Source organism: Microbacterium sp. NPDC090281, assembly GCF_044769635.1.
Classification (GTDB): Bacteria; Actinomycetota; Actinomycetes; order Actinomycetales; family Microbacteriaceae; genus Microbacterium.
Genome location: NZ_JBIVYH010000001.1, coordinates 252,186 through 276,486, shown reverse-complemented (window position 1 = coordinate 276,486; position 24,301 = coordinate 252,186). Strand labels below are relative to the sequence as shown.

Annotated in this window: 25 protein-coding genes and 1 riboswitch; of the genes, 14 read left to right on the top strand and 11 right to left on the bottom strand. The window is 67.4% G+C overall.

Translation table 11 applies throughout. From position 1 onward, the window contains the following. Positions 1 to 73 precede the first annotated feature (73 nt). Positions 74 to 358, bottom strand: coding sequence for a hypothetical protein (locus ACIQTX_RS01290; protein ID WP_402967873.1), 285 nt, complete (start codon positions 356 to 358; stop codon positions 74 to 76). 139 nt (positions 359 to 497) lie between these two features. Further along, a riboswitch (guanidine-III (ykkC-III) riboswitch) is annotated at positions 498 to 562 on the top strand. 179 nt (positions 563 to 741) lie between these two features. On the opposite strand from ACIQTX_RS01290, the gene ACIQTX_RS01285 reads away from it, so the two are divergent. The 3 genes from ACIQTX_RS01285 (at position 742) to ACIQTX_RS01275 (ending at position 3,235) form a co-directional block, all read left to right on the top strand. Further along, on the top strand, positions 742 to 2,448 hold the full coding sequence (locus ACIQTX_RS01285; RefSeq protein WP_402967870.1) for a cytochrome bc complex cytochrome b subunit: 1,707 nt from the start codon (positions 742 to 744) through the stop codon (positions 2,446 to 2,448). Next, the gene (locus ACIQTX_RS01280; RefSeq protein WP_402967867.1) at positions 2,426 to 3,013 is read left to right on the top strand and encodes a hypothetical protein; all 588 of its coding nucleotides are present in this window, start codon (positions 2,426 to 2,428) and stop codon (positions 3,011 to 3,013) included. Before ACIQTX_RS01285 ends, ACIQTX_RS01280 begins: the two co-directional genes overlap by 23 nt. A gap of 87 nt (positions 3,014 to 3,100) precedes the next feature. Beyond that, complete coding sequence (locus ACIQTX_RS01275) at positions 3,101 to 3,235, top strand: hypothetical protein (protein ID WP_258131296.1); 135 nt, start codon at positions 3,101 to 3,103, stop codon at positions 3,233 to 3,235. 55 nt (positions 3,236 to 3,290) lie between these two features. Here ACIQTX_RS01275 and ACIQTX_RS01270 read toward each other — a convergent pair whose 3' ends face one another. From ACIQTX_RS01270 to ACIQTX_RS01250, 5 genes are all read right to left on the bottom strand, one after another. Next, a complete protein-coding gene (locus tag ACIQTX_RS01270; RefSeq protein WP_402967864.1) occupies positions 3,291 to 4,274 on the bottom strand; it encodes a Clp protease N-terminal domain-containing protein in 984 nt (327 codons plus the stop codon). After that, complete coding sequence (locus ACIQTX_RS01265; RefSeq protein ID WP_402967861.1) at positions 4,271 to 4,516, bottom strand: hypothetical protein; 246 nt, start codon at positions 4,514 to 4,516, stop codon at positions 4,271 to 4,273. Before ACIQTX_RS01265 ends, ACIQTX_RS01270 begins: the two co-directional genes overlap by 4 nt. Before the next feature lie 68 nt (positions 4,517 to 4,584). Further along, entirely contained in the window at positions 4,585 to 5,595 is a 1,011-nt protein-coding gene (locus tag ACIQTX_RS01260) for a hypothetical protein (RefSeq protein ID WP_402967858.1), read from the bottom strand. 7 nt (positions 5,596 to 5,602) lie between these two features. Further along, positions 5,603 to 7,441, bottom strand: a complete 1,839-nt coding sequence (locus ACIQTX_RS01255; protein WP_402967855.1) for a substrate-binding domain-containing protein — start codon at positions 7,439 to 7,441, stop codon at positions 5,603 to 5,605. 32 nt (positions 7,442 to 7,473) lie between these two features. Further along, entirely contained in the window at positions 7,474 to 8,298 is an 825-nt protein-coding gene (locus tag ACIQTX_RS01250) for a shikimate 5-dehydrogenase (protein ID WP_402967852.1), read from the bottom strand. A gap of 572 nt (positions 8,299 to 8,870) precedes the next feature. On the opposite strand from ACIQTX_RS01250, the gene ACIQTX_RS01245 reads away from it, so the two are divergent. Beyond that, positions 8,871 to 9,077: a cold-shock protein gene (locus tag ACIQTX_RS01245; RefSeq protein WP_028501254.1), complete on the top strand. Its 207-nt coding sequence runs from the start codon at positions 8,871 to 8,873 to the stop codon at positions 9,075 to 9,077. A gap of 148 nt (positions 9,078 to 9,225) precedes the next feature. Here ACIQTX_RS01245 and ACIQTX_RS01240 read toward each other — a convergent pair whose 3' ends face one another. Further along, complete coding sequence (locus ACIQTX_RS01240) at positions 9,226 to 9,891, bottom strand: HAD hydrolase-like protein (RefSeq protein ID WP_402967849.1); 666 nt, start codon at positions 9,889 to 9,891, stop codon at positions 9,226 to 9,228. A 144-nt stretch (positions 9,892 to 10,035) separates the two neighbouring features. Between ACIQTX_RS01240 and ACIQTX_RS01235 the strand changes: the two genes are divergently transcribed. Then, complete coding sequence (locus tag ACIQTX_RS01235) at positions 10,036 to 10,305, top strand: response regulator (RefSeq protein WP_402967846.1); 270 nt, start codon at positions 10,036 to 10,038, stop codon at positions 10,303 to 10,305. 27 nt (positions 10,306 to 10,332) lie between these two features. Here the strand turns inward: ACIQTX_RS01235 and nucS are convergent, their stop codons facing one another. Both nucS and ACIQTX_RS01225 read right to left on the bottom strand, forming a co-directional pair. Next, complete coding sequence (nucS, locus tag ACIQTX_RS01230; protein ID WP_105527152.1) at positions 10,333 to 11,028, bottom strand: endonuclease NucS; 696 nt, start codon at positions 11,026 to 11,028, stop codon at positions 10,333 to 10,335. 56 nt (positions 11,029 to 11,084) lie between these two features. Next, complete coding sequence (locus tag ACIQTX_RS01225; protein WP_402967842.1) at positions 11,085 to 11,972, bottom strand: GAP family protein; 888 nt, start codon at positions 11,970 to 11,972, stop codon at positions 11,085 to 11,087. On the opposite strand from ACIQTX_RS01225, the gene ACIQTX_RS01220 reads away from it, so the two are divergent. Next, positions 11,971 to 13,284: a sensor histidine kinase gene (locus tag ACIQTX_RS01220; RefSeq protein WP_402967839.1), complete on the top strand. Its 1,314-nt coding sequence runs from the start codon at positions 11,971 to 11,973 to the stop codon at positions 13,282 to 13,284. The genes ACIQTX_RS01225 and ACIQTX_RS01220 overlap by 2 nt on opposite strands. Next, positions 13,281 to 13,928, top strand: coding sequence for a response regulator (locus tag ACIQTX_RS01215; protein ID WP_402967836.1), 648 nt, complete (start codon positions 13,281 to 13,283; stop codon positions 13,926 to 13,928). Before ACIQTX_RS01220 ends, ACIQTX_RS01215 begins: the two co-directional genes overlap by 4 nt. A gap of 3 nt (positions 13,929 to 13,931) precedes the next feature. Here the strand turns inward: ACIQTX_RS01215 and ACIQTX_RS01210 are convergent, their stop codons facing one another. Beyond that, positions 13,932 to 15,170, bottom strand: a complete 1,239-nt coding sequence (locus ACIQTX_RS01210) for an MFS transporter (RefSeq protein ID WP_402967833.1) — start codon at positions 15,168 to 15,170, stop codon at positions 13,932 to 13,934. A 60-nt stretch (positions 15,171 to 15,230) separates the two neighbouring features. Between ACIQTX_RS01210 and ACIQTX_RS01205 the strand changes: the two genes are divergently transcribed. Further along, positions 15,231 to 16,292 carry a LacI family DNA-binding transcriptional regulator gene (locus ACIQTX_RS01205; protein WP_402967830.1) on the top strand — a complete coding sequence of 354 codons (1,062 nt, stop codon included), beginning with the start codon at positions 15,231 to 15,233 and terminating at the stop codon, positions 16,290 to 16,292. Positions 16,293 to 16,309: 17 nt separating this feature from the next. Here the strand turns inward: ACIQTX_RS01205 and ACIQTX_RS01200 are convergent, their stop codons facing one another. Then, positions 16,310 to 17,809 carry a hypothetical protein gene (locus ACIQTX_RS01200; protein WP_402967827.1) on the bottom strand — a complete coding sequence of 500 codons (1,500 nt, stop codon included), beginning with the start codon at positions 17,807 to 17,809 and terminating at the stop codon, positions 16,310 to 16,312. Between the two features lie 121 nt (positions 17,810 to 17,930). Between ACIQTX_RS01200 and ACIQTX_RS01195 the strand changes: the two genes are divergently transcribed. From ACIQTX_RS01195 to mnhG, 6 genes are read left to right on the top strand one after another with little or no spacing between them, the layout of a single operon-like run. Next, positions 17,931 to 20,900, top strand: coding sequence for a Na+/H+ antiporter subunit A (locus ACIQTX_RS01195; protein WP_402967824.1), 2,970 nt, complete (start codon positions 17,931 to 17,933; stop codon positions 20,898 to 20,900). After that, positions 20,900 to 21,499 carry a Na(+)/H(+) antiporter subunit C gene (locus ACIQTX_RS01190; RefSeq protein WP_402967821.1) on the top strand — a complete coding sequence of 200 codons (600 nt, stop codon included), beginning with the start codon at positions 20,900 to 20,902 and terminating at the stop codon, positions 21,497 to 21,499. Before ACIQTX_RS01195 ends, ACIQTX_RS01190 begins: the two co-directional genes overlap by 1 nt. Then, complete coding sequence (locus ACIQTX_RS01185; RefSeq protein ID WP_028501265.1) at positions 21,496 to 23,046, top strand: Na+/H+ antiporter subunit D; 1,551 nt, start codon at positions 21,496 to 21,498, stop codon at positions 23,044 to 23,046. Before ACIQTX_RS01190 ends, ACIQTX_RS01185 begins: the two co-directional genes overlap by 4 nt. Continuing rightward, positions 23,046 to 23,636, top strand: a complete 591-nt coding sequence (locus tag ACIQTX_RS01180) for a Na+/H+ antiporter subunit E (RefSeq protein ID WP_402967818.1) — start codon at positions 23,046 to 23,048, stop codon at positions 23,634 to 23,636. The genes ACIQTX_RS01185 and ACIQTX_RS01180 overlap by 1 nt, the downstream gene beginning before the upstream one ends. Next, on the top strand, positions 23,633 to 23,902 hold the full coding sequence (locus tag ACIQTX_RS01175; protein ID WP_028501267.1) for a monovalent cation/H+ antiporter complex subunit F: 270 nt from the start codon (positions 23,633 to 23,635) through the stop codon (positions 23,900 to 23,902). The genes ACIQTX_RS01180 and ACIQTX_RS01175 overlap by 4 nt, the downstream gene beginning before the upstream one ends. Next, complete coding sequence (mnhG, locus tag ACIQTX_RS01170; RefSeq protein WP_028501268.1) at positions 23,899 to 24,288, top strand: monovalent cation/H(+) antiporter subunit G; 390 nt, start codon at positions 23,899 to 23,901, stop codon at positions 24,286 to 24,288. The genes ACIQTX_RS01175 and mnhG overlap by 4 nt, the downstream gene beginning before the upstream one ends. The last annotated feature ends 13 nt before the right edge of the window (positions 24,289 to 24,301 follow it).

Sequence of the window (24,301 nt, the reverse complement as noted above, 5' to 3'; positions counted from 1 at the left end):
CTGTATCAGCGCACTGCATCTGATGGTACGCGGTCGGTCGTGGCGGGTGGCCTCGCGATCGACGGCGGTGGGCTCACTCCCGAGCGGAGGTCTGGGAGAGTGCGTCGATGTAGCGCTCCACATCGCGGCGGAACGCCGATTCACGACGTCGACGGCGCTCGACGCACGCCCATTGCGCAGTAGCCCAGACGAGGAATCCCGCGGCGAGGACGAGCTCGAGCCAGATTCCCCGCACGCCGACGGAGAGCGCGGCGGCACTGACCATCGAGAACGAGGTGATGCACAGGACGAGGGTGGCGCGGGCGGCCCTGGGTTCGCGGGACACGATCCAGACCGGCCAGGCGGAAGGTTGATTCACGGGAGACTCCTGTCGGGGTCGTCCCCGGTCTGTCTCACCGTCAGAGGTCGTCCTCCGTCGTTGTTTCCTCCCCCAGGGTAGCAAACCGCGTCGGCGTCGCGCCCCTTCGCAGGGCGGGCACGTTCTCTGATAGCTTGGCGGCAGGTTCGATCCTGAACCAGCGGACGAGGGCGCAGTACCCGCACAGCGACAAGACTGACCAGAAGGTCATTTCGTGTTGCCATGTGCGTGTGGAACCGCCTCGCATCCTCCCCGTCGTCCCTCCCGGACGTCTCCTCCCCGCGCGTCGCAGCAGCCCTCTCGTGCTGTCATCCGGCCGCGGGCGGTCCTGCATGCGCAGCCTCAGAGCTCCCTGGCCAGCAACGACCGAAGAGGATCGCACCATGTCACGTGAGTCTCCGACTCTGGATCCGACGGCGCACAAGAAGGCACCGCCCCTCGGCGGACGCTTCGTCGGCGCCGCCTCGAACTACATCGACGAGCGCACCAGCGTCTCCGGGCTCCTCAAGGAGTTGAGCCGCAAGGTCTTCCCCGACCACTGGTCGTTCATGCTCGGCGAGATCGCACTGTGGGCGTTCGTGGTGGTGTTCATCTCGGGCACCTTCCTGACCTTCTTCTTCCAGGCCTCGATGGTGCCGACCCACTACACGGGCGCATATGCGCCGATGCGCGGGATGGAGATGACCGCCGCCTTCGACTCGGCCCTGCGCATCTCGTTCGACATCCGCGGCGGGCTCCTGGTGCGACAGATCCACCACTGGGCCGCGCTCGTCTTCGTGGCAGGCATCGGACTCCACATGCTGCGCGTGTTCTTCACGGGCTCGTTCCGCAAGCCGCGTGAGCTCAACTGGGTGATCGGGTTCGTGCTGTTCGTCCTGGCGATGGCTGAGGGCTTCACCGGCTACTCACTGCCCGACGACCTGCTCTCCGGCAACGGCCTCCGCATCATCGACGGCATGATCAAGGGTCTCCCCCTCATCGGCACCTGGACCTCGTTCATGCTCTTCGGCGGAGAGTTCCCGGGGACCGACATCATCGGACGCCTCTACACGCTGCACATCCTCATCCTTCCGATGCTGGTGATCGCGCTGATCGTGGTGCACCTGATGCTCATGATCATCAACAAGCACACCCAGTTCGCCGGCCCCGGCCGCACGAACGACAACGTCGTCGGCTACCCGATGATGCCGGTCTACGCGGCGAAGATGGGCGGCTTCTTCTTCATCGTCTTCGGGGTGATCGTGGTCCTCGGCACGTTCTTCCAGATCCTGCCGTTCTGGATCTACGGACCGTACGACCCCTCGCCGATCTCGGCCGGCACGCAGCCGGACTGGTACATCGGTTTCGCCGACGGGGCACTCAGGCTCGCGCCGCCGAACTGGGACGTCGTGATGTTCGATCGCACCTGGTCGTTCGGGATCATCGTCCCGGTCGTCGTGATGGGATTGTTCATCGTCACGGTCGCGATCTACCCCTTCCTCGAGGCGTGGGTCACGGGAGACAAGCGCGAGCACCACATCGCGGAGCGCCCGCGCAACTCGGCCACGCGCACCGCGATCGGCGTGGCGGGCATGATCTTCTACGCCGTCCTGTGGGCTGCGGCATCGTCCGACCTCATCGCGACGCACTTCATGCTCACGATGGAGGGGGTCATCCATTCCCTGCAGGCACTGTTGCTCCTCGGGCCCATCAGCGGCTACTTCATCACGAAGCGCATCTGCATCGCGCTGCAGAAGAAGGACCGCGAGATCGTGCTGCACGGCTTCGAGTCGGGACGCATCGTGCGTCTGCCTGGCGGCGAGTTCGTGGAGGTGCACCAGCCGGTGGACGAGTACGACCGCTGGAAGCTCATCGATGTCGAGGGCTATGCGCCGCTCGTGGTGCGTCCGAATGCCAAGGGACGCATCCCGTGGACGGAGAACGTGCGCTCGGCCGTGTCGCGCTGGTTCTTCGAGGACCGCTTGATGCCGCTCACGCAGGCCGACATCGACGCGGTCGATGCCCATGGCACGCACGCAGCAGCTGAGGTCGAGACGGGAACGGCGGCCGATGCGGTGGGCAGCGGGAATGCCGACCACCGAGAGAGCTGATCGCTGGCGTCCGAGTGCGGCGTTCGGGCTCTGCGTCTCGGGCGTCGTGCTCGGGTTCTTCCTCGGCGGGTTCCAGGGCGCGTTCGGGGCCTTCGTCGTGGCCGTCGGGGTGATTTCCGTGCGTCGAGCGCGAGCGAAGCAGGAGTCCATTCCGAAAGCGGCATGTACCTTCGTGGTGTTGAAACGCGGCGGGCTTCCGCTCGCGACGATGCTCTTCCGGTTGCCCGATGGCAGTGCGGAGGCGATGGCGGATCATCTGCGTGAGCGCGGCTGGAGCACCCTCGAGCCACCCCTGGACGGACCGCTCACTCCTGTCGGTCGGGTCGGCGTCGCATTCCGGGGGGACCGGATCCTGACGGTGCACGACCTCGGTGACATCGACGCGCGACCGCTCCTCGTTGCTGATCGGGTGACCGACCTCCCCTCGGACTGGGGTCGGGCGGCGCAGCAATCGGGCTACGTGCTCCTCCTCGTCGAGGAGGGCGTGTACGCCCCTGGTGCGGCGCCAGCTCTGGGGGCGTACGCGCTCCTGCAGGGAGTGGAGCACGTCATAAGGCCGTATTAATTTCCCGGTCAGAAGCAAATTTGACTTCCCCTGGTTCCGGGCTACGGTCGGAGGTTACGCCAGCCACCGAAGGGGAAGCGAGTAACCATGTCCGGAAAGTCCATCCAGGGTCGCGACAGCAAGAAGACGCCGCAGCTCTCGCTCAAGGAGAAGCGAGCAGCGAAGCGGGAGAAGAACGCACCAGCCGAGTTCATCAAGCCGCGCAAGGGCGCGAAGGGCTGAGCGGACTCGATGAGGCGGGCGCATCTTCGCATCGAGGGGATGCGCCCGTCGTGCCTCAGCGGAAGACGCGGGTGATGCCGCTCTCCATCTGGGTGAGCTGGATGTAGACCAGGAGACGGAGGGTCGGCCCCAACAAGGCGCGGAGAACGTGACGCACGACCGTACGGCGGCGCCGGGTGCCCGCCCAGGTGAGGGTCACCTGGAGTTGCATTCCACCCGCGGCATGTTCGAGTGCGAAGGTGATGACTCTCGCTGAGTCGTTGTCTGAGTCCGGATACGTGAAGCGCCAAGTCACGTACGCCCGGTCCTCGAACCGATCGAGGTAGATCTGCTGACGCATGCTGGAGTTTCTGACGGCGACCGGCTTGCCGTTGCGGGAGGTGCTCGTCGTCGCATCCCAAGGGCCGAAGGGCGTGGCGCCCGCATGCACCTCATCGACCACATGGTCCCACTCGGGGATGCGCGTCGCTGACGATAGCAGCGCCCACACGTCGTCGAGCGGGGCGGGAACGAAGATCGAACGCCTGCCGGAGAAGCTGTTCTTCTCGAACGTCGCGGGCCGCGAGAGACCGAGGCGCTGCGCATCATCCAGGCGGGATCTCAGCTCGTCCGGGTCGAGGTCGAGTCGTCGCAGGATCTCCTCGATGAGACCGCTCGGTTCGTCCACGAGCGCACGCAGCACGGCTGCGGAGTCACCACGACGGCCTCCGCTCGACGCCTCGGTCCATACCGCAACCGCTCGTTCTGTCCATTCGTATCCCGAGGTTTCGTGGAAGACGATGCGACCAGAATTCTCCCCCTCTGAGGCGACGCCGACGAGCTCAAGCTGAGCAGCGTGCTGTGCGGTGACCGCTGAGCGAGCAGTGTCGAGGCTGCCACCCATGCCACGCAGGACTTGTCCACCCGCGTGTGGGTCGATCGTCAGGGCGAGAAGCAAGTGATCGATGTCGGCGTCACGCACGCCGAAGCGGGAGGCTTCCTCCATCGCGGCAAGCGACAGGGCGTGCAACGTGGTGGCGGCCTGAACGAATCGGCTCATGAGTTCCTCCTGGGGACGATGATCGTCGGATCGATCCGCTTGGCATGCTTCTTGTGCACTGCCTGGCGGGTGACGCCCAGGGCGTCGGCGATCGCCTGCCAGCTCATACCGGATCGCAGGGCGGCTTCGACCTGGCGCAGTTCGAGGGCATCGGCGAGCGTGCGCAGTGATGCCACCGCTCGCAGCCCCGCACGAGGGTCGGTGGTATCCGCGGCGACCTGTGCGACATCGAGGGATTCCATGCTGTCAACCTACGTTGCTTAGCGAGGCGCTGTCAACCCGGGTTGCTAGCGGAGTGGGATCCGGCGCCTCACTCCCCCGCGCCCTCCTTGAACTGACGCTCCCAGTCGCGCAGTTCGGATCGCCCGATGAGCGAGTCCAGCGACACCTGGAACAGCAGCCCCTTGCGGGCATTGACCTGCTTGATGTTGTCGACGATCTGGGTGGTGACGGCTGCCAGCGCGTCGCGCACCTCACCGACCCGCTCATCCGGTGCGTCCCACAGGTCTGGTCGGGTCAGCAGATCGAGCAGGTAGTCGGGCTCCAGCGCCGCGACGAGTCGTGCCAGCTTGTCCGAGTACTCCGCCTCGGCGAGCACGCTCTGGTCTTCCCCCGCCTTCGCATCCAGCCGCACGAACAGCTGCTCCACGTGGGAGGCGAGCGCATCGATGCCCACGGCCGTCTCGGCGGCGACGGGGTTGTTCGGCACGTTCGCGTAGTCGGCGCGCAGCTCGCGCAGGCGATTCACCCGCAGACGGATGCCGGCGGGCATCGGATCGGTCGCTGCGACGGCCTTCGGTGCGCGGCGGCGCCCGCGGAGCAGGCCGATCGCCGTGCCGCCGGCGGCGAGCAGCACGACGCCGCCGATCACGACCGGTAGCAGCCAGTCGACTCCCCCACCGGCGCTTCCGCCCGGCGACGACGGCGTCTCCTCGACGATCTGCTGCACGGTCTCGACGAGTGCGGTCTGGGTGTCGCCGCCTGCTGCGGCCTCGTTCGTGTTCGCGATGGCCAGCGCTTCGTCGCTGTCGATGGCCGTCGATGTGGCCTGGAGATCGTTCCCGATGGCGAGGATCACGGTCTGCTGATTCGCTCCCCCCGAGATCTTCTCGAGGATGTACGTGCTGTAGGGGCTGTCCAACGCGGCATCCTTCGGGAGGACGACGACCGCGATCGAGCCGTCGGTCGGCACGACACCGGCCAACGCATCCGTGACCGTCGACCCGCCCTGCATGCCGGGGGCGACGTACACGTTGCCCCCGGCCAAGCCGGCGATCGCGTCATCGATCCACCCCGATCCGGATGCCGCGACGATGACCATGCCCACCTCAGAAGTTGTTGATCACGGAGGCGAACACGAGATCGATCCGCTCGGCGTCGGAGGCGTCGAACATCTGGCCGCCGGTGGCATCCGCGATGCGCTGCAACGCCGAGGTGTCGGCGCCCGAACCGTAGGCGATCGGGAAGATGCGCACCGGGGCGTCGGAGCCGCCCTCCTTCGTGCTCTTGCCGATCTTCGCGATCAGCGAGTCGAGCGAAGTCGTGGAGTCGGTGTCTTCGCCGTCGGAGAGCACGACGATCGCGTTGATGCGTCCGGGCTCGGCGCGCTCGCTCATGGCCTCGTATGCCGTGAGGATCGCGTCATACAGCGGGGTGCCGTTGCGCTGCGCGTAGCGGAGGTCGTCGAGTGAGGAGTCGAGCTTCTCGCCGTCAGCGCCGAGCGGGGTCACATCGCGCAGCTCCTGGATGCCCTCGCCCTCTTCGGAGGAGATGCCGGTAGTGAACGCCCACACGCCCACCTCGTCGGTCGACCGGAAGTGGTCGAGCGTAGTCTGGGCGCCCTCGATGGCGCCGTCGAGCCGCGAGCGACCGTCGCCGATCGGGTCGTCCATCGAGCCGGAGATGTCGATGAGCTCGAGCACCGACGAGGGCTTGCGCACCTGCGTCCACTGGTCGATCGCGGTGGAGATCACGTCGACCTCGGGCTTGGGCAGCGTCACCGTGGGCTGTGCCGGATCCACGCCGAAGTTCGCGGTGAACAGGTCGCCGAGCGGAACCGACTCGTCGAGCGGGCGGAACCCGTACTCGGGCAGGACCTCCTGGGCGGGCTTGGTCTGCAGGAACTTCGCGAAAGCCTCCCCCGCGGTCCGCTGCTCGGGCGTGACCCACTCCGCGCCGAGAACGGTGACGGGGTTGTCCGACCACATCGAGCCGCCAGAGGGGTACACCGCGACGAGCTTGGTCTTCGGTGGAACCAGGGTCTCGCCCGGCTGCACGGTGTGCGAGTCGGGGTTGCCCTTGTTGTAGTTGAGCAGCGACGTCTCCTCGAGCGCGACGGCCGAGACGTAGGCCGATCCGTTCGCGCCGTTCTGCGTCTCGTCGTAGAGCGTCGACAGCACGTTGCCGGTGGTGTCGCCGTAGTGGATCACGCACTCCTCGAACACGCGCGAGAAGTCGGCCGCGGCATCCACGTCGGCTGAGGTGAGGCCTTCGGCCTTGCCGGATGCCTCGTACGACTGCATCAGGATGGTCGAGAGCCCGGTGGTCGAGGTGTTCGGGTTCGTCTTGGAGATCTTGAACGCGCCCCAGATGTCTTTGCCGACGCTCCCCCAGCCGTCCGGGTTCTGGCACAGGCCCTCGAGCTCGGTGATACTGATGGGCTTGTCCGGCCAACCGAGCGCCTTCGCCATCGGCTCCGGCATGCCGAAGACGACAGGGGTGCGGGTGAACGACGCAGGTGTTCCGACGAGGTTCGGCGACGCGGCTGCGGCGACGCGGTCGGTCCAGACGGTGGATGCCGGCGACCACAGAGTGGGCCACAGGGCGCGGTCGTCGCTCGGCCAGTCTTCGCCCGAGGTGAGGTAGCGCGCGGCATTGCCGGATGAGACATTCGTCGGTCGCACCGTGGCGCACGTGTCGAGCGCGTCGTGCTCCGAGGACTCCTTGAACGCGGTCGCCAGCTCATCGAGCATGTTGACCTTCTCCGACGAGGTCGCGATGGTGATGTGCGTGCATCCGTCGTCGGGGAAGCCTTGGCCGCCCTCGGGTGTCGGGTCTTCTCCCCCGCCCGTGCAGGCCGCGAGAACCAGCGCGGCGATGGCGGCCGTCGCGAGGGCGGCAGGTGTTCGCCGGAAGATGGTCCGTCGTGCGGTGCGAGGCGCGCTCATGCGCCTAGGCTACCCAGGTATCGGCCTCCCGATCACGGGGTTCCTGCGCGCATGAACTCCTCGGCCTCTTGCACCTGCTCCGCAGAGGGACGGATGCCGGTGTAGAGGACGAACTGCTCCAGCGCCTGCAGGGTTGCGACCTCGGCTCCCGTGATCACGGTCTTGCCCGCCGCGCGGCCCGCGGCGATCAGCGGTGTCTCAGCGGGCAGCGCCACGACGTCGAACACGACCGATGCCGCGGCGATCGCCTCCCCCGAGAATGCCAGGGCGTGCTCCTCTGAACCGCCGGCCATGCCGATCGGCGTGACGTTGACGAGGATGTCCGCCGTGGCGTCGCCGACTTCTGCCGCCCAGGCGAAGTCGTACAGGCCAGCCAGGGCGCGTCCGTTCTCCTCGTTCCTGGCGATGATCGTCACTCGCGCGAACCCGGCGTCGCGGAACGCGGCGGCGGTCGCCTTCGCCATGCCGCCCGACCCGCGCAGCAGCACCGACGCCGCGGAATCCAGCGCATTGCTCTCGATGAGCTGCGCGATCGCGGAGTAGTCGGTGTTGTGGGCGGTGAGCACGCCGCCGTCGTTCACGATCGTGTTGACCGAGTCGATGGCGCTCGCCGAGGGATCCATCCGGTCGACGAGGGCGATGACCTCCTCCTTGTAGGGCATCGAGATCGCGCAGCCCCGAATGCCGAGTCCGCGGACGCCGGCGATGGCCTGACCGAGGTCCGTAGGCGCGAACGCCTTGTAGATCCAGTTCAACCCGAGTGCCTCATAGAGGTGGTTGTGGAAGCGCGTCCCGTTGTTGCTCGGCCGTGCCGACAGCGAGATGCACAGGGTCATGTCCTTGTTGAGCAGCGTCACCCGATCAGGCTACTCGCGCCGCGGTCACGCCTGGGGCGATGCGTGAGGGCGGGGTCCGGCCACGTCTGGAACACCGAAAAACCCGTGGTGAGATCGAGCGATCTCTCCTATGGTGAAGGTGCATGCACAAGGGGATTGATCGTCCCGTTTCTCCCCACGAAACGGCGGCCCACCCCAGGGGCAGACGATCCGTGCATGCGATTGGGCCCTCTCGAGTAGTTCAGTCCCCAATGGGCTACTCGAGGGGGCCGCTATCGTTCATCCTCCCACCGAAGTTGAAATTTGTCCCCCAAAAGGGGGACAAGAGCTTCGAAAAGGAGCTAAGCTGTTTCTGACGCACCCTCCGGTCGTCTTCGGCCCTCATCGCTCCCCCCGCGGTGAGGGCCACACCATTTTCCAGGGGCCTTCCGCTCGCTGCGCCCGCCGATCGACCAGATGACGGCCGGATGCCGCTCGTGCAACATTTGGATTACCTTCTTGCTGCGGCTATTCCCCTCGGGGTCTCCTCCACTAGCGTTAGCGATGTCGGGGCATCCCTGCGTCGGCTTCTTCATCAGCAGAACAGGCAGTACATGAGCACCCAGGGCACGGTTAAGTGGTTCAACTCGGAGAAGGGCTTCGGCTTCATCTCCCCCGACGACGGAGGCGCTGACGTCTTCGCACATTACTCAGCCATCGAATCGTCCGGCTACCGGTCTCTCGAAGAGAACCAGCGAGTCGAGTTCGACGTGGCGCAGGGCCCCAAGGGCCTTCAGGCAGAGAACATTCGCCCCGTCTGAGACGGGCGGAACTCAGAACTCCCCGACCGGATCGCGTCCCTGATGCGTCATCCGGCGGGGAGTTCTGTGCTTTCCGGCGTCCGGAGCGGGTGCGGGAGCACCTCGAACGTCGGGCCGTCCGCCGTGTCCGGCAGGCGTCAGGGCGGGTTCAGCCGAGCAGCAGCGAGCGCAGTCCGTCGACCGACGAGACGCGGAACGCGGCGTCGTCTCCCTCGTGAGAATCGCTGAAGCCCCACTCGACGAAGACCACCGGCACGTCGTTGGCATTGCCGCCCTCGACGTCATGGTGCCGGTCGCCGATCAGCACCGGTCGTGAAGTGTCGGCACCGAGCTCGCGAAGTCGACGAAGGGCCTCGGCCACGATGTCGGTCTTCGAGGCGAGCGTCGACTCATCGGGGGTCGCGCCGACCGTCGTCAGGAACGCGGGACGGAGACCGAAGTGGTCGACCAGTGCATCGACCTGGTTCTCGGGCTTCGAGCTGGCCGTAGCCTGCGGCACGCCTGCCGCGTGCAGCTCATTGATGAGATCGACGACGCCCGGGTAGGTCGCGACGTCGGTCGTATAGCCATCGGCTTTGCCGAGGGTGCGGTAGAAGGCGACCGCCTCGGCGGACTGCTCCGGCGTCATGCCCGCCTGGTCCTGGAACGACTGGAACATGGGGGGACCGATCCAGTGCACCAGCTCTTCGCGCGTCGGCGCCGGGCGGCCGAAGTGCGTCAGCGCGACATTGAGCCGGCGGAGGATGCCGATGGATGCGTCGACGATGGTGCCGTCGACGTCCCATAGCACGCAGGAGTAGGGGGAGTGAGGCATGCCTCCAGCCTATGGGCGTGCGAGGGGGCGACCGCCCTCCCTGCACAGGTGTGCAACCGAAAAGGTTCTACACACCTCGTGTGAGCACGTACTGACCACATATAAGGTCGTGACAACGGCGGATGCGCGGGCGAGAATGGGGGCATGTACGTGTCGGTGGAAGTCATCACGATGCTGGCGACAGCAGCGACGCTGCTGGTGGCGATCATCAGCGGATTCGGTTGGATGATCAACCGGATGGACGCGCGATTCGCGGCGCAGGACGTGAAGTATGAAGCGCGCTTCGAGCGGATCGTTGAACGGTTCGATCGGATCGATGAACGATTCCGTGAAGTCCAGCTCGAGATCACCGAGGTGAAGATCGCGGTCGCGCGCCTCGAAGGACCGACTCCACGTCTGCTGTCGGCACGCTGAACGCGCTGACGTTTCGGCAGGCGCGGTTCAGAACAGGCGGGGGATGCCCGACTCGATGCCCTTCATGTCGTCGTAGTCGAGCACCAGGCAGCGGATGCCGCGGTCTTCGGCGAGCACGCGGGCCTGGGGCTTGATCTCCTGCGCGGCGAAGACGCCCTGCACGGGGGAGAGGTGCGGGTCACGGCCGAGCAGCTCGAGGTAGCGGGTCAACTGCTCCACGCCGTCGATGTCGCCGCGGCGCTTGATCTCGACGGCGATGGCGGCACCTTCGGCGTCTCGCACCAGCAGGTCGACCGGGCCGATGGCTGTCGGGTACTCGCGGCGCACGAGAGTCGCACCCTCGGAGATGCGGTCCACCTGTTCGGCGAGCAGTCGCTGCAGGTCGGCCTCGACGCCGTCTTTCTGCAGCCCGGGGTCGATGCCCAGCTCGTGGGAGGTGTCGTGGATGATCTCGTAGATCTGCACCCGCAACGCATCGCCGGTCTTCTTGTGCGTGACGCGCCAGACCTCGACGACGCCTGCGCTCGCCTCTTCCTCGCCCGGGTCTTCGCTCGACAGCGAACACGGTGGGCTCATCCAGTTCAACGGCTTGTAGCTGCCGCCATCGGAGTGCACGAGCAGACTCCCGTCTCCCTTGTGCACGAGCAGACGCGTGGCAAGCGGGAGATGGGCATTGAGCCGACCGGTGTAGTCGACCGAGCAGCGGGCGATGACGAGACGCACCCGTCGAGCCTACTTCGTCGGGGGTGCTGCGCGGTCGCACTCGACGGGCGCGGCGGTCATCGGTCGAGGAAGGAGCCGATCGCCTGGAAGAGGCCGAGCTCGGTGGCCGCCGAGCGGGCGATGAGGAAACCGATGATGCCGATGATCCATGCGGTGTTCTCGGCGCCGGTGCGCTCCATCCAGGCTGCGAAGCGCTCCAGCGGGCGCTGCACCAGGGGAGCCGCGACGAGGCGGAGGATGAGCAGCACGACCGCGGGCAGGATCATCAGTGCGCAGTAGCCGACGAGCGACAGCACGCGTAGAGGAGTGTCGATCCCGGCATCGGCGAGCATGGTCATCGCGACGATATAGGGGAGCATGGTGGCGATCTCGACCAGTCCGGCGGCGATCGCCACGGCCATCACCGCGGTTCCGCGGGTGCGCGGGTCGAGCAGTCGGTCCCGCCAGCGACTGATGCGTCCAGGACCAGGAGAGGCGTCCGTTGCGGCCGCGGCCGCGGGAGAGGGTGGGGTCATCATCGAGGAGCCATCCGCGTCGCGGGCCGTGGGCATTCCCGTCCACGGTGAGACGTTCGGGGCGACGGCGGGTGGTGACGGCGTCGTCGCGGTCGTCGCGGTCTTCGCGGCCTTGTCGCCGGTCGGCATCGCGAACGCGGTGATGAGGAGCGCGACACCCACGACGAGGCGGATGACCAGGCCGGTGGGGGATGCGAGGAAGTCGGAGGCGACGTCGACGAGGTTCACGAGCCCCCAGAGGAAGAGGAGCCCGACGAGCAGATAGAACGCGGCGATCGTCACCAGATACAGCAGGATGCGTCCGGCGCGCACCCGTCCGGGATGCAGGAGCAGGAAGACCGGGATGAGGAGCGTACCGACGCTCAACCCGTCGATCAGCGCCAGGAGCGCGAGGGAGAGGGGGAGCGGCAGCCCGCCGAAGAGTTCCATGTCTCCACGTTCACGGAACAGCGTCGGCCCCGGATCGGGCGAAAGTATCGTCTCCGCCGAGTTCCTCATCCCTTCGTCGGATGCGCGGCGGCGCGCACCGTGGTTGCATGAGGGCATGCACGAGCCGGTCGAAGGCGGATTCGGCGCCTGGTACCGCCGGCACCGCTGGTGGGCAGACCCGCTGGGGATGGCGCTCCTCGCGGTCGCGATGGCGGCACTCGGATTCCGCGGCATCTGGGGGCCGTTCTCGATCCTGGAAGACCCCGTCTCGCCGTGGTGGGCGCTGGCACTCGCGCTTCCGGCCTGCGCGCTCGCCCTCGGCAAGAGGCGCATGCCTGTGCCGGTCCTGGTGCTCGTGACAGTCCTGTTCGTGGTCGATCTGCTCACGGTCGGCGGCATCGGCACCCTCGTGGTGCTGCTGGATGTGCTGTGGACGGCGGCGTTCCTCGCCGGCCCGAGGGGTCGTCAGGTACTGCTCGTGCTGCTCGGCGCCGCGACGCTCATCCTCTTCGTCGTCGCCTGGCTCTTCACCGACGTCTCCTTCGCCGTGGCCTTCCTCATCGGCGTGCAGTTCGGTGCGATCTTCGGCACCGACTACTGGTGGGCGGTCGCCGTCTCCCAGGCGCACGAGCTCGCTGAGTTGCATCGTCAGCGCGCAGAGGATGCCGCCGCTGTCGCTGAGCGCGACCGCGCCGAGGCCGTCCAGCGGGAGCGCGAGTCGATGGCGAGAGAGCTGCACGACGTGGTCGCCGGCCACGTGATGGCGATGGCGATCCGTGCGGAGGCTGCACTGTCGACCCGGCCCGACCGCGCGAAGGACCGAGAAGCCCTGCAGGCGGTGCGCGATGCGGGGCTCGACGCCCATGGCGCCCTGCGATCGATGATCACGGTGCTCCGCCGCGGCGACGGAACCCTCGCGCCCACGCCGCGCTGGGCGGATCTCGGCGGCATCGTGCAGGAGGCGGAGCGCGCGGGGCTCGTCGTGCGCCTCTCCGTGGACGAGGTCGATGATCTCGGTGCGGCGCTCGAGCAGGCCGTCATCCGCATCGTCCGGGAGGCTCTGACCAACTGCATCCGGCATGCGAGTGGCGCCGACGTCGACATCGTGATCCGGCAGGACGATGCCGAGGTGCGGGTGCAGGTGCGCTCGCGAGGCGGCGTGGCCAGTCGTGCCGCCGCACATGGCGACGAGGGCTGGGGGCTGCAGATGCTCCGTGAGCGCGTCGCCGCGCTGGGCGGTGTCTTCACTGCCGGGCCGGTCGCCGGCGGATGGTCGGTCGAGGGCGCGATCCCGACGGAGGTGAGGGCATGACGGCCCCGAACGTGCTGCTCGCCGACGATCATGGCGCGATCCGAGCGGGGCTGCGCATCATGCTCGAGGCGCAGGGCATCACGGTGGTCGGCGAAGCCGCGGATGGCGATGTCGCGGTGCGCAACGCCGCTGCGCTGCGGCCGGACGTGGTTCTCATGGACCTGCGGATGCCGGGGCGGGACGGGATCTCGGCCACCAGGGAGATCGTCGAACGAGGCCTGGGAGATGTACTGGTCCTGACGAGCTTCGATGAGGACGAGCTCGTCTTCGGGGCCATACGCGCGGGAGCAGTGGGGTTCCTCCTCAAGACGGTCGACGCGCCCACTCTCGCGCAGGCCGTGCGGGCTGTCGCCGCGGGTGAGGGCGCACTGGACCCCCGCGTGACCCGTCGTGCGCTCGCCGCAGTGGCCGAGAGCGCCGTGCCACCGGTCGCCGTTTCACGGCAGGCGGTGTTCCCAGATCTGACGGTCAGGGAGCAGGAGGTGCTCGACGGGATCCTGCAGGGGTGGTCGAATGCCCAGCTCGCCACGCGGCTGCGCATCTCGGTGCCCACGGTCAAGACGCATGTCTCGAACGTGCTCACCAAGCTCGGCGCACGCAGCCGCTCGCACGCGGCAGCGCTCGTGCGCGGTCGCGAGGACTGAGTCTCAGTCCTGTGCGGTGGTCGCGACCGGAGTCTTCTCGTCTTCGCGCAGCGGACGGGCGGCACCCGAAAAGAGCCCGGACATCACGACGAGCGCGACCAGGATGAACAGCGTGTTCAGCAGCCCGATGTGCTCGCTGATGACACCGAGCACCGGAGGCCCGCCGAGGAAGGCGACGTAGCCGATCGTGGCCGCTGCGCTCACCCGTGCTGCCGCCTTGGCCGGGTCGTCTGCCGCAGCCGACATGCCGAGCGGGAATCCGAGGGATGCGCCGATGCCCCAGAGCGCCGCACCGACGAGCACGAGTGGGAACGTGGGGGCGAGGATGAAGAGCAGAATGCCTGAGGCCGCCGCCACGGCGAGGATGCGCAGCACCAGGACGCGACCGAATCGATCGACGAGCGGCCCGCCGAAGAGGCGAACCACGGTCATCCCGACCGAGAAGACGGCGAGGGAGATGGCGCCCGTGCCCTCGGCGAAGCCATGACCCTGCTCGGTGCCGAGAGCGATCCAGTCGTTGGCGCCGCCTTCTGCGAACGACATGCCGAGCATGACCACGCCGATCAGGTAGGTGCGCGGCTCGCGCCACGCCTCGAGGGCGGTGTGCATGCGTGCGCGGAACGAGGGCTTCTCGTGCGGCTCCGGATCGAGGGCAGCCTCGCGCACGGGCACCTGGAAGAAGCAGACGACCGCGATCACGGCGATCAGGGCCCCCATGATCGAGGCATGGGTGGCGACGTTGATCGCGAGCTGGGCCGCGAGGGCGCCGATCCCCGCGCCGATCACCGTGCCGAAGCTGAAGAAGGCGTGGAAGACCGGCAGGATCGTCTTGCCCATCTGCTGCTCGATCGCGGTCGCCTCGACGTTCATCATCACGTCGACCGATCCGTTGCCGAAGCCGAACAGCACCATGCCGAAGATGACCACCGGCACGGAGCTGAAGACGTTCGCGCCCAGGCCGACGAGGACGATGCCGGTCGCGAACGTCAGCATCGTGAGGAGCATGCCCCGGCGCGCACCGATGCGCGCCATCACCACGGGACCCGTCGAGATGCCGATGATCGATGAGATGCCCATGCCGAGCAGGATGAGCCCGACCTGTGCATTGTCCAGGCCCAGTGCCTCCTTGATGCCGGGCACCCGCGACGCCCACGTCGCGATCGACAGGCCGCTCGCGAGGAAGATGGCGAAGATCGCCGCGCGCCAGCGCACGAACTGCGAACGGGTGAGGGCTGTTTCCATGCCGGACAGCCTATCGAATCGATTCGACCCAAGGGAAGCGAGGGGAGCTATCCTCGAAGTATGAGCAGTCAGGAGACGCCGCGTCGGCCCACGATCGCCGACGTCGCACGCGAGGCGGGCGTGGCCACGTCCACCGCCTCGGTCGTCTTCAGCGGCAAGGCGAACGTGGCAGCCGCCACACGGGAGCGCGTGCTCGCTGCCGCCGCCGAACTCGGCTACGCCGGACCAGACCCGCGCGCGGCATCCCTGCGCCGAGGGCGCAGCGGCATCGTCGCAGTGGTTCTCGAAGGGCACCTGCGCGCGGCCTTCCTCGATCCGGTCACCACGGCCATGATGGACGGGCTCACCGACGGACTCGCAGATCTCAGCGCCGGCATCCTCCTCATGCGCGATGAGCCGGGGGAGGAGGGCGCGGCGATCACCCATGCCCCCGTCGATGCGTTCGTGTTGATCGGATGCTCCGGACGCACCAGGGCCTCACTCGAGGTGGTCGTCGGCCGTGGCCTTCCGGTCGTGGTGATCGAAGGAGATGCCGGTGAGGAGATCCCGCGCATCACACTGGACAACGTCGCCGCCTCCGCCGACGTCGCCCGTCACGTCCGCGACCTCGGTCACCACGACGTCGCACTCGTCACGCTCCCGCTCGACAGCGACCGGGAACGTGCGCCGGTCACGCCGGAACGGATCGCGAACGCGACCGTCGACGTCACGGTCCATCGTCTCGAGGGCATGCGGCAGGTGTTCCCGGACGCCCCGGCCATCTCGGCGTCCGGCAGTCTCATCGACGAAGGAGTCCTGGTGGGGCGGATGCTGCTCGCAGATGCCGCAACGCGGCCCACGGCCGTGCTCGCGCAGAGCGATTTGCTCGCGGTCGGAGTGATCCGCGCCGCCGAGGAGCTGGGTCTGCGGGTGCCGGAAGATCTCTCGGTCGCCGGATTCGACGGCATCCCGCTCGACGGCCTCGGCGATCTCGCGCTCACCACGAGCGTGCAGCCGGCCGTCGAGAAGGGGCGCGCAGCGGGTGAGCAGGTCGCCCGCATGCTCGGGGGCGATCGCGGAGTGACGCAGCACCTCACCTGTGTGTTCCGCGCCGGCACGACGACCGGACCCGCGCCGCGCTGACGGGCGCATCGCGACGGTCAGCTCCGCTCGGGGCCGATCGGCAGCGCGGTGTCGCCGAAATCGAGGATGCGGTAGCGGCCGCAGTCGACCACCTCATCGGGGATGGCCGGTTCGGGGAGGGCCCATGGCACCGTCTGCGCGTCTTCCACGAGGAACGACACCTCGCCGACGTCGAAGTCCCGCCGGTTCACCAGCCAGGCGTATCCGTTGAGCTCATGATCGACCTGAACGAGATGGGCAGGATCGTCGAGATGCAGCTTGGGCAGGCGCACGGTCCAGAACTGACCGGCACCGGTGCGGCCTGAAGCATTCACCCAATCGGTGACGCAGACGAGATCGGGATCGGCTTCCTCGCTCGCGGCGGCGAGTCGCGGGACGCTCAGCACTCCGCCGACCACGAGCACAGCGGCAGCAGCCGCGGCGAGGAGGGACTCCACGCGGAAGGGCATCCGCCAGGAGTGCGGCAGAGCGACGAGCGTGAGCACAGGCGCGAACGCGAGGGGCTGGAGGTAGCGGGCCGCATGGGTGCCGAGTGCGATCGCGCCGATCAGGACGAGCGCCGGCATGAGCCACGCGACGGCTGCGACGAACCGGGTTCCTGCGTCGCCGGCGCGCACGGTGCGCAAGACCGCGAGCACGATGAGGGCGACGACGATCAGGGCGCCGAGAACTCCGGGCGGAGTCGAGATCCGGTCGGTGAATAAGCCTGCGTAGTACCCCAGCGACTCGTTCCACAGTTCGGGCTGAACGTAGCCGGCGCCGGTGTTGGCGATCCATGCCCGAAGCGGAATGCGTCCGAGGAAGCCGAGTGCGGTGCCGACCAGCAGCACGGCCAGGAGCATCGCCATCCGGACCCTCTGCGGCGATCGGATGGCCATCACGGCGAGGAGGAGCGTGATCGGGACCACCGCCCACACCGCGTAGAGCGGGTTTGACAGGGTCGACACAGCCGCCGTGGCCCCGAGGGCGAGGAGAAGTCCGACACCGCCTGATTCGCGGTCCATCACCCGGCGTGCCAGCCCGACCGACAGCACGACGGCGACCACTGTGGCCGAGTAGTACGTGGTCGTCGACTGCAGCGAGGCGAGATCGAGGGCATCGCGCGAGCCCGACAGGTCGGTCATGGCGAGGACGCAGAAGGCAGCGAGCCCCAGGAGCGACCACGTCACCGGTGCCGTGCCCTCGCGCCGGCGACCCGCGACGACGCGGATCGCTCCGTAGAGGGCGAGCATGTTGAGAACGGCATTTACGGCGAGCAGGCCGTTCACGCCGAAGGGAAGGAGGAAATCGAGCAGGGCGAAGGCCGCGGACTCGGGCACGAACAGCACGCTCGACATCGCCCAATCCAACGGCTGGCCCGAGACGACCGACCTCGCGAACAGGGCCACGATCAGGGAATCTCCGTCGCGGAACAGCAGCTCTGAGCGGGCGGATGAGGCGACCTGCGCGGTCGTGATCAGAGCGAACGCGAGAGATCCGAGCCACCCGGCCAGCTCTCGCACCCACACCCGCCGCATGCGACCACTCTTGCACGATCGTGCAAACTGCGAACCTCGGGACCTTCTCGCCCCGGTAAACTGAACGGGACACCCCCCCGCCTGAGCCGTGAGGCCGACGATCCCCGAGGGAGCCGCGTATATGCTGATGCTCCTCGCTGTGTTCCTCCTCGGGTCGCTGTTGATGCCCGTTCTGGTGCGCTGGCTCGGGGCTCAGGCTTTCGCGATCGCGGCCCTCGTACCGGCAGCCGCTTTCGTGCATGCGCTCGTCATGACGCCGCAGGTCCTCGACGGCCCGGTGCCCTTCGAGTCGGTGGAGTGGATTCCGCAGCTCGGGCTCAACCTGTCCATGAACATGGACGTGCTCGGCTGGGTGCTCACGCTGATCGTCACCGGCGTCGGCGCCCTCGTGCTTCTCTACTGCCGCTGGTACTTCTACGAGGACTCGGCCGGAGTCGGACAGTTCGCCGGCGTGCTGCTGGGCTTCGCCGGTGCGATGTACGGCCTCGTCCTGACCGACGACCTCGTGATGCTCGTCATGTTCTGGGAGGTGACGAGCATCCTCTCGTACCTCCTGATCGGCCACTACCGCCGTCGTGCGGCCAGCCGTCGTGCGGCGCTGCAGGCCCTGCTCGTGACGACTCTCGGCGGACTCGTCATGTTCGTCGGCGTGGTCCTCCTGGTCGTGGACACCGGCACCTCGAGCATCCGTGAGATCCTCGAGATCGCACCCACCGGACCGCTGGTGGACGCCGCGATCGTGATGCTCCTGATCGGTGCCATCAGCAAGTCGGCCCTCTTCCCCTTCCACTTCTGGCTCCCCGGTGCGATGGCCGCCCCGACTCCGGTCAGTGCGTATCTGCACGCGGCCGCGATGGTGAAGGCGGGCATCTACCTCATCGCCCGCTTCGCGCCGATCTTCGCGTTCAGTGCACCCTGGCGGCCGATCGTCATCACCCTCGGCATCGTGACCATGCTGCTCGGCGGCATCCAAGCCCTCCGCGAGACCGACCTCAAGCGCATCCTCGCCTTCGGCACCGTGAGCCAGCTCGGCTTCTTCGCGATCGTCGTCGGCTACGGCACGCAGGCGACGGCTCTCGCCGGTCTCGCCCTGGTCATCGGGCATGCGCTGTTCAAGTCGGCGCTGTTCCTGATCGTGGGAGTCATCGACCGTCAGCTGTCCACCCGTGACATCAACGAGCTCTCCGGCGTCGGCAGGCAGGCGCCTGTCATGGCGACTGCCGCGTTCATCTCAGTCGCATCCATGGCCGGAATCGCGCCGACCATCGGATTCGTCGCCAAGGAGTCAACGCTCACGGCCCTGCTCGATGATGCTCAAGGCGGTTCGGCCTGGGGTCTGGTCGCTCTCATCGGAATCGTCCTCGGTTCTATGCTCACTGCGGCATATGGGGTGCGCTTCCTCTGGGGTGCCTTCTGGAAGAAGCGCGACGAACGGGGCCAGCAGCTGCCGGACACCGCATGGCCCGATCCGCCGGTCGGCTTCCTCTCCGCGCCGATCATCCTCGCCGGGGTGACGCTCGCCGCGGGTATCGGTGCCCCAGCGCTCGACACGGCTCTGCAGGGATACGCGCTCACTGCGACGCCAGGACTCGACCACGCGGGTGAAGCAGTCGAAGGCCCGGGCCACCTTGCGCTCTGGCACGGCTTCGAACCCGCACTGGGCATCTCGATTCTGTCGATCCTGCTGGGAATCGGGCTCTTCCTGCTCACCCGCAGGACCGGCTGGGACCGCAAGGCCCGGCTCCTGCGATTCACCGCTGCCGACGTGTACTACTTCGTCATGCGCGGGGTCGACCGTCTCTCGGTGCTCAGCACCACTCTCACGCAGCGAGGCTCTCTCCCGGTCTACGTCGGCACCATCTTCGTGGTCTTCGTGGCGGCCGAGGTCACGGCCCTGATCGGGAGCGACATCGATCGCTACAACCTGTCCCTGTGGCACACCCCTGCCCAGATCGTCGTCGCACCGATCATGGCTGTCGCCGGAATCTTCGCCGTCCGCGCGCAGAAGCGCTATACGGGTGTCGTGCTGGTCTCGGTCACCGGGCTCGGGATGGTCGTGCTCTTCGCGACGAGCGGTGCACCCGACCTCGCCCTGACGCAGATCCTGGTCGAGACGGTCACGATGGTCACGTTCGCCCTCGTGCTGCGGCGGCTACCCGCCCGGATGGGCGAGCACAACGCCTCGGTCGGTCGCATCCCGCGCGCGCTGCTCGCGATCGGCGTGGGAGTCACGATGGCTTTCGTCGCCGTCGTCGCCACTCAGTCCCGCGTCGCCGATCCGATCTCCGAGGCGTTCCCGAAGCTCGCCTACGAGATCGGCCACGGCAAGAACGTCGTCAACGTGGCGCTGGTCGATCTTCGCGGCTGGGACACGATGGGCGAACTCTCGGTGCTCGTGCTCGCGGCGACCGGTGTGGCCTCCCTCGTGTTCGTCACGCATCGCGCAGACCTGCTCGCGGCCACGAAGAACCTTCCGCGTGCCACCCGCCGGGCTGCCCGCAGTCGCCCACTCGTCGAGACCACCGAGGGCATCAGGTTCCAGACCTCCGAGAACGAGAGCAGCCCGCGTGCGTGGCTCGTCGGCGGACAGAAGATGAAACCGGAGAACAGGTCGATCCTGCTCGAGGTGATCGTCCGCGTCCTGTTCCACACGATCATCGTGGTCTCGATCTTCCTGCTGTTCGCCGGCCACAACCTCCCAGGCGGAGGCTTCGCCGGTGGACTCGTCGCCGGAATGGCGCTGGTGATGCGTTACATCGCCGGCGGTCGCTGGGAACTGGGTGCGGCAGCACCGACCGACGCGGGTCGACTGCTCGGCACCGGGCTCATCCTCGCCGTCGGCACCGCGGTCGTCCCCCTGTTCTTCGGGCTCGCACCGCTGACCAGCACGTTCTGGGAGTGGGAGATCCCCGGCATCGGACACATGGAGTTCGTCACCTCCACCATCTTCGACGTGGGCGTGTACCTCGTCGTGATCGGGCTCGTCCTCGACGTGCTGCGGAGCCTCGGCGCCGAGGTCGACCGTCAGGCAGCGCTGCGTACGACGCCGGGACCTGAGGGCTTCCTCTCCCGGGGCGGGAGGGACAGCTGATGGACGTCTCCCTCACCCTCATCGTCATCATGGCGATCCTCTTCGCGTGCGGTGTGTACGCGATGCTCGAGCGCAGCCTTACCCGCGTGCTGATCGGCTTCCTGCTGCTCGGCAACGCGACCAACCTCCTGCTGCTGATCGTGATGGGTGTTCCGGGCAACGCTCCCTTCTTCGGCACGGAAGGCGAGATGAGCGACCCGCTTCCGCAGGCGCTCACACTCACGGCCATCGTGATCACGTTCGCCGTCTCGGCGTTCCTCCTCGCCTTGATCTACCGCTCCTGGCAGCTCGGCCAGGCCGACACCGTCGAGGACGACGAAGCCGACATCGCGCTCCGCGAGCGCACCGACGCCGACGAAGACCTCATGGACGACGAGTCCGAGACGGACGACGACGACGCCACGACCGACTTCGTCGGGGTGCAGACGGCTCCAATCACGGTGCTGCACATGCGCGATCACCCCTCCATCCACGACGATGCGCCATTCGACGCCCCGACCGGTTGGGGGAGCGAACACTCCGAGTCCTCAGACGAGGGCCGTGAACCGAGCCCAGACAAATCCCACGACCGCGATGAGAACGAGGAGGACAGGCCATGACCGCCCTCGTCCCGCTCCTCGTCGGACTCCCGCTTCTCGGCGCCGCGATCACCCTCGTCTTCGGCCGCAACGCACGCCTCCAGGTCGTCGTCACCGTGGCCACGCTGGCCGCCGTCTCGGTGATCGCCGCCGTGCTTCTGGTCGTGGTCGACTCCGGCGCACCGCTCGCCGTCTCGGTCGGCGGCTGGCCGGTGCCGTTCGGCATCGTGCTCTACGTCGACAGGCTCGCAGCCCTCCTGGTGCTCATCTCCAGCATCGTGCTGCTCGCCGTCCTGCTCTTCTCGATCGGCCAGGGCGCGGCCGACGGCACCGACGAGACACCCATCTCGATCTTCAACCCCTCGTATCTGATCCTCGCGGCTGGCATCTTCAACGCCTTCATCGCCGGGGATCTCTTCAACCTGTACGTCGGATTCGAGATCCTGCTCGTCGCCTCGTACGTGCTCATCACGCTCGGCAGCACCGAGTCCCGCATCCGCACGGGCGCGGTCTACATCGTCGTCTCGCTGGTCTCATCGATCCTGTTCCTCGCCTCGATCGCGATGATCTACGGTGCGCTCGGCACGGTCAACATGGCTCAGATCGCTGAGCGGATGTCGGAGCTCCCGCAGGAGACGCAGCTGGTGCTGCACCTGATGCTCGTGGTGGCGTTCGGCATCAAGGCGGCCATCTTCCCGGTGTCGTTCTGGCTGCCTGACTCGTACCCCACCGCGCCGGCTCCGGTCACTGCCGTGTTCGCCGGCTTGCTGACGAAGGTCGGCGTCTACGCGCTGATCCGCACCGAGACGCAGCTCTTCGCCTCGAACAGCATCGACACCCTGCTGCTGATCATCGCGCTCGCGACCATGATCGTCGGGGTGCTCGGCGCAGTCGCGCAGGCCGAGCTCAAACGAATCCTCTCGTTCACGCTCGTGAGCCACGTCGGCTACATGATCTTCGGTCTCGCGATAGCGACGCCGGCGGCGATCGGCGCGACGGTGTACTACATCGTGCACCACATCGTCGTGCAGACGACGTTGTTCCTCGCGGTCGGGCTCGTGGAACGTCGAGCGGGAAGCACGTCGATCCTGCGAGTCAAGGGACTGCTGAAGGTCGCGCCCGTCATCGCGATCCTCTACTTCGTGCCGGCGATCAACCTCGGCGGCCTGCCACCCTTCTCGGGCTTCATCGGCAAGTTCGCCCTCTTCGAGGCGGCGGCATCCGTCGGCACACCGCTCATGATCGTGCTGATCTTCGGCGGCATCGTGACCTCGTTGCTGACCCTCTACGCCCTGATGCGCGCCTGGAACCTCGCCTTCTGGCGCGAGGAGGAGGACTCCACCGAGACCGAGGGCCGCATCTCCTACCTCGGCAACGCTCCGGCGGCCGACGAGCAGCAGGAACGTCGTCGCATCCCGAAGATCATGACCGTCGCGACCGGTGGAATGGTCGCTGTCACCCTCGCCCTGACGATCTTCGCCGGCCCCCTCTATGCCCTCTGCGATCGCATCGGCGCCGCACTGCTGCAGCCGGTGAGCCTCGTGCAGCTGGAAGAGGAGGTGGGCTGATGGGCCGAGACCTCAAACGCCACCTCTGGCGTGACATCCGGGTGCAGCTGCCGTTCCTGGCCTGGCTCGTGGTGCTCTGGATGCTGCTGTGGGCGCAGTTCACCGTGCTGTCCTTCCTCACCGGTCTCGTCGTCGCGATCTTCGTCACCCGCGTCTTCCGCCTGCCGACCGTTGCGCTCTCGGGCCGGATCAACCTCTGGTACGCCGCGCTCTTCGTGGTGCAGTTCCTGTTCGCTGTGCTCAGCGGAGCGCTCTCCGTCACGGTGCAGGTGTTCGACTTCCGTCGTCAGCCGGGCACGGCGATCATCGCGGTGCCGCTGCGCTACGCCGATGACCTGGTGATGACGCACGTCGCGGTCGTCTCGTCTCTGATCCCCGGATCACTGGTCGTGGAGACAGATCGCGACCGGCGCATCCTGTACCTGCACGTGATCGGAGTCCGAAACCTCGCCGACGTCGAGGAGCAGCGCGCCGGGGTGCTCCGCTGGGAGCGTCGGGTCGTGCGCGCACTCGGCGACCCCGCTCAGTATCGGGCCCTCAAAGCCGACGAGCGGGCCGGTCTCGGCGCGACGAAGGGCGGTGCCCGATGAACATCCTGCTCCTGCTGATCATGGTTGTGTTCGGCATCGCCGCGATCCTCACCCTGATCCGCATCGTGCGCGGGCCGTCGATCCTCGACCGCGCCGTCGCCTCCGATGTGCTCCTCACCGAGGTGATGTGCGTGCTCGGGGCCGAGATGGCGATCAACGGTCACACTCGCAACATCCCGGTGCTCCTGATCATCGCGGCGATCGGGGTGTTCGGGTCGATCTCCGTCGCCCGGTTCGTCGCGAGAAGGGACAACACGACACCATGAACGTGTTCGGTCTCATGATCCCGGATGCCGTCGTCGACGTGGCGGTCCTGATCCTCATCCTGCTCGGGGCGCTGCTGTGCCTCTCAGCCGCGGTCGGGCTGCTGCACTTCCGCGATGTGCCCTCCCGACTGCACGCGGCGACCAAGCCGCAGGTGCTCGGGCTGCTGCTCATCTGCATCGCGATAGCGCTGTCGCAGCGTTCGATCGGCGGTTTCCTGTTCGGCCTCGTGCTGGTCGCCCCCATCGTGCTGATGCAGTTCGCGACCGCGCCGCTCTCGGCGCACATGGTCGGGCGGCAGGCCTATCGCAACGGCACCATCGAGCAGCGCGGCCTCGTCGTCGACGAACTGGCCGAGTCGAAGCAGACTCCGCCCGCCGCCGGCTGAACGCTTTCCGCCG

Excerpts from the sequence above, each read along its gene's own strand:
- ACIQTX_RS01195 (WP_402967824.1), top strand. The coding sequence starts at position 17,931 with ATGCTGATGCTCCTCGCTGTGTTCCTCCTCGGGTCGCTGTTGATGCCC.
- ACIQTX_RS01235 (WP_402967846.1), top strand. The coding sequence starts at position 10,036 with ATGTACGTGTCGGTGGAAGTCATCACGATGCTGGCGACAGCAGCGACG.
- ACIQTX_RS01255 (WP_402967855.1), bottom strand. The coding sequence starts at position 7,441 with ATGAGCGCGCCTCGCACCGCACGACGGACCATCTTCCGGCGAACACCT.
- ACIQTX_RS01260 (WP_402967858.1), bottom strand. The coding sequence starts at position 5,595 with ATGGTCATCGTCGCGGCATCCGGATCGGGGTGGATCGATGACGCGATC.
- ACIQTX_RS01275 (WP_258131296.1), top strand. The coding sequence starts at position 3,101 with ATGTCCGGAAAGTCCATCCAGGGTCGCGACAGCAAGAAGACGCCGCAG.
- ACIQTX_RS01280 (WP_402967867.1), top strand. The coding sequence starts at position 2,426 with ATGCCGACCACCGAGAGAGCTGATCGCTGGCGTCCGAGTGCGGCGTTC.
- ACIQTX_RS01240 (WP_402967849.1), bottom strand. The coding sequence starts at position 9,891 with ATGCCTCACTCCCCCTACTCCTGCGTGCTATGGGACGTCGACGGCACC.
- ACIQTX_RS01245 (WP_028501254.1), top strand. The coding sequence starts at position 8,871 with ATGAGCACCCAGGGCACGGTTAAGTGGTTCAACTCGGAGAAGGGCTTC.
- ACIQTX_RS01175 (WP_028501267.1), top strand. The coding sequence starts at position 23,633 with ATGAACATCCTGCTCCTGCTGATCATGGTTGTGTTCGGCATCGCCGCG.
- ACIQTX_RS01180 (WP_402967818.1), top strand. The coding sequence starts at position 23,046 with ATGGGCCGAGACCTCAAACGCCACCTCTGGCGTGACATCCGGGTGCAG.
- ACIQTX_RS01225 (WP_402967842.1), bottom strand. The coding sequence starts at position 11,972 with ATGGAACTCTTCGGCGGGCTGCCGCTCCCCCTCTCCCTCGCGCTCCTG.
- ACIQTX_RS01220 (WP_402967839.1), top strand. The coding sequence starts at position 11,971 with ATGTCTCCACGTTCACGGAACAGCGTCGGCCCCGGATCGGGCGAAAGT.
- ACIQTX_RS01185 (WP_028501265.1), top strand. The coding sequence starts at position 21,496 with ATGACCGCCCTCGTCCCGCTCCTCGTCGGACTCCCGCTTCTCGGCGCC.
- ACIQTX_RS01200 (WP_402967827.1), bottom strand. The coding sequence starts at position 17,809 with ATGCGGCGGGTGTGGGTGCGAGAGCTGGCCGGGTGGCTCGGATCTCTC.
- mnhG (WP_028501268.1), top strand. The coding sequence starts at position 23,899 with ATGAACGTGTTCGGTCTCATGATCCCGGATGCCGTCGTCGACGTGGCG.
- ACIQTX_RS01190 (WP_402967821.1), top strand. The coding sequence starts at position 20,900 with ATGGACGTCTCCCTCACCCTCATCGTCATCATGGCGATCCTCTTCGCG.
- ACIQTX_RS01205 (WP_402967830.1), top strand. The coding sequence starts at position 15,231 with ATGAGCAGTCAGGAGACGCCGCGTCGGCCCACGATCGCCGACGTCGCA.
- ACIQTX_RS01265 (WP_402967861.1), bottom strand. The coding sequence starts at position 4,516 with ATGGAATCCCTCGATGTCGCACAGGTCGCCGCGGATACCACCGACCCT.
- ACIQTX_RS01215 (WP_402967836.1), top strand. The coding sequence starts at position 13,281 with ATGACGGCCCCGAACGTGCTGCTCGCCGACGATCATGGCGCGATCCGA.
- ACIQTX_RS01210 (WP_402967833.1), bottom strand. The coding sequence starts at position 15,170 with ATGGAAACAGCCCTCACCCGTTCGCAGTTCGTGCGCTGGCGCGCGGCG.
- ACIQTX_RS01270 (WP_402967864.1), bottom strand. The coding sequence starts at position 4,274 with ATGAGCCGATTCGTTCAGGCCGCCACCACGTTGCACGCCCTGTCGCTT.
- ACIQTX_RS01285 (WP_402967870.1), top strand. The coding sequence starts at position 742 with ATGTCACGTGAGTCTCCGACTCTGGATCCGACGGCGCACAAGAAGGCA.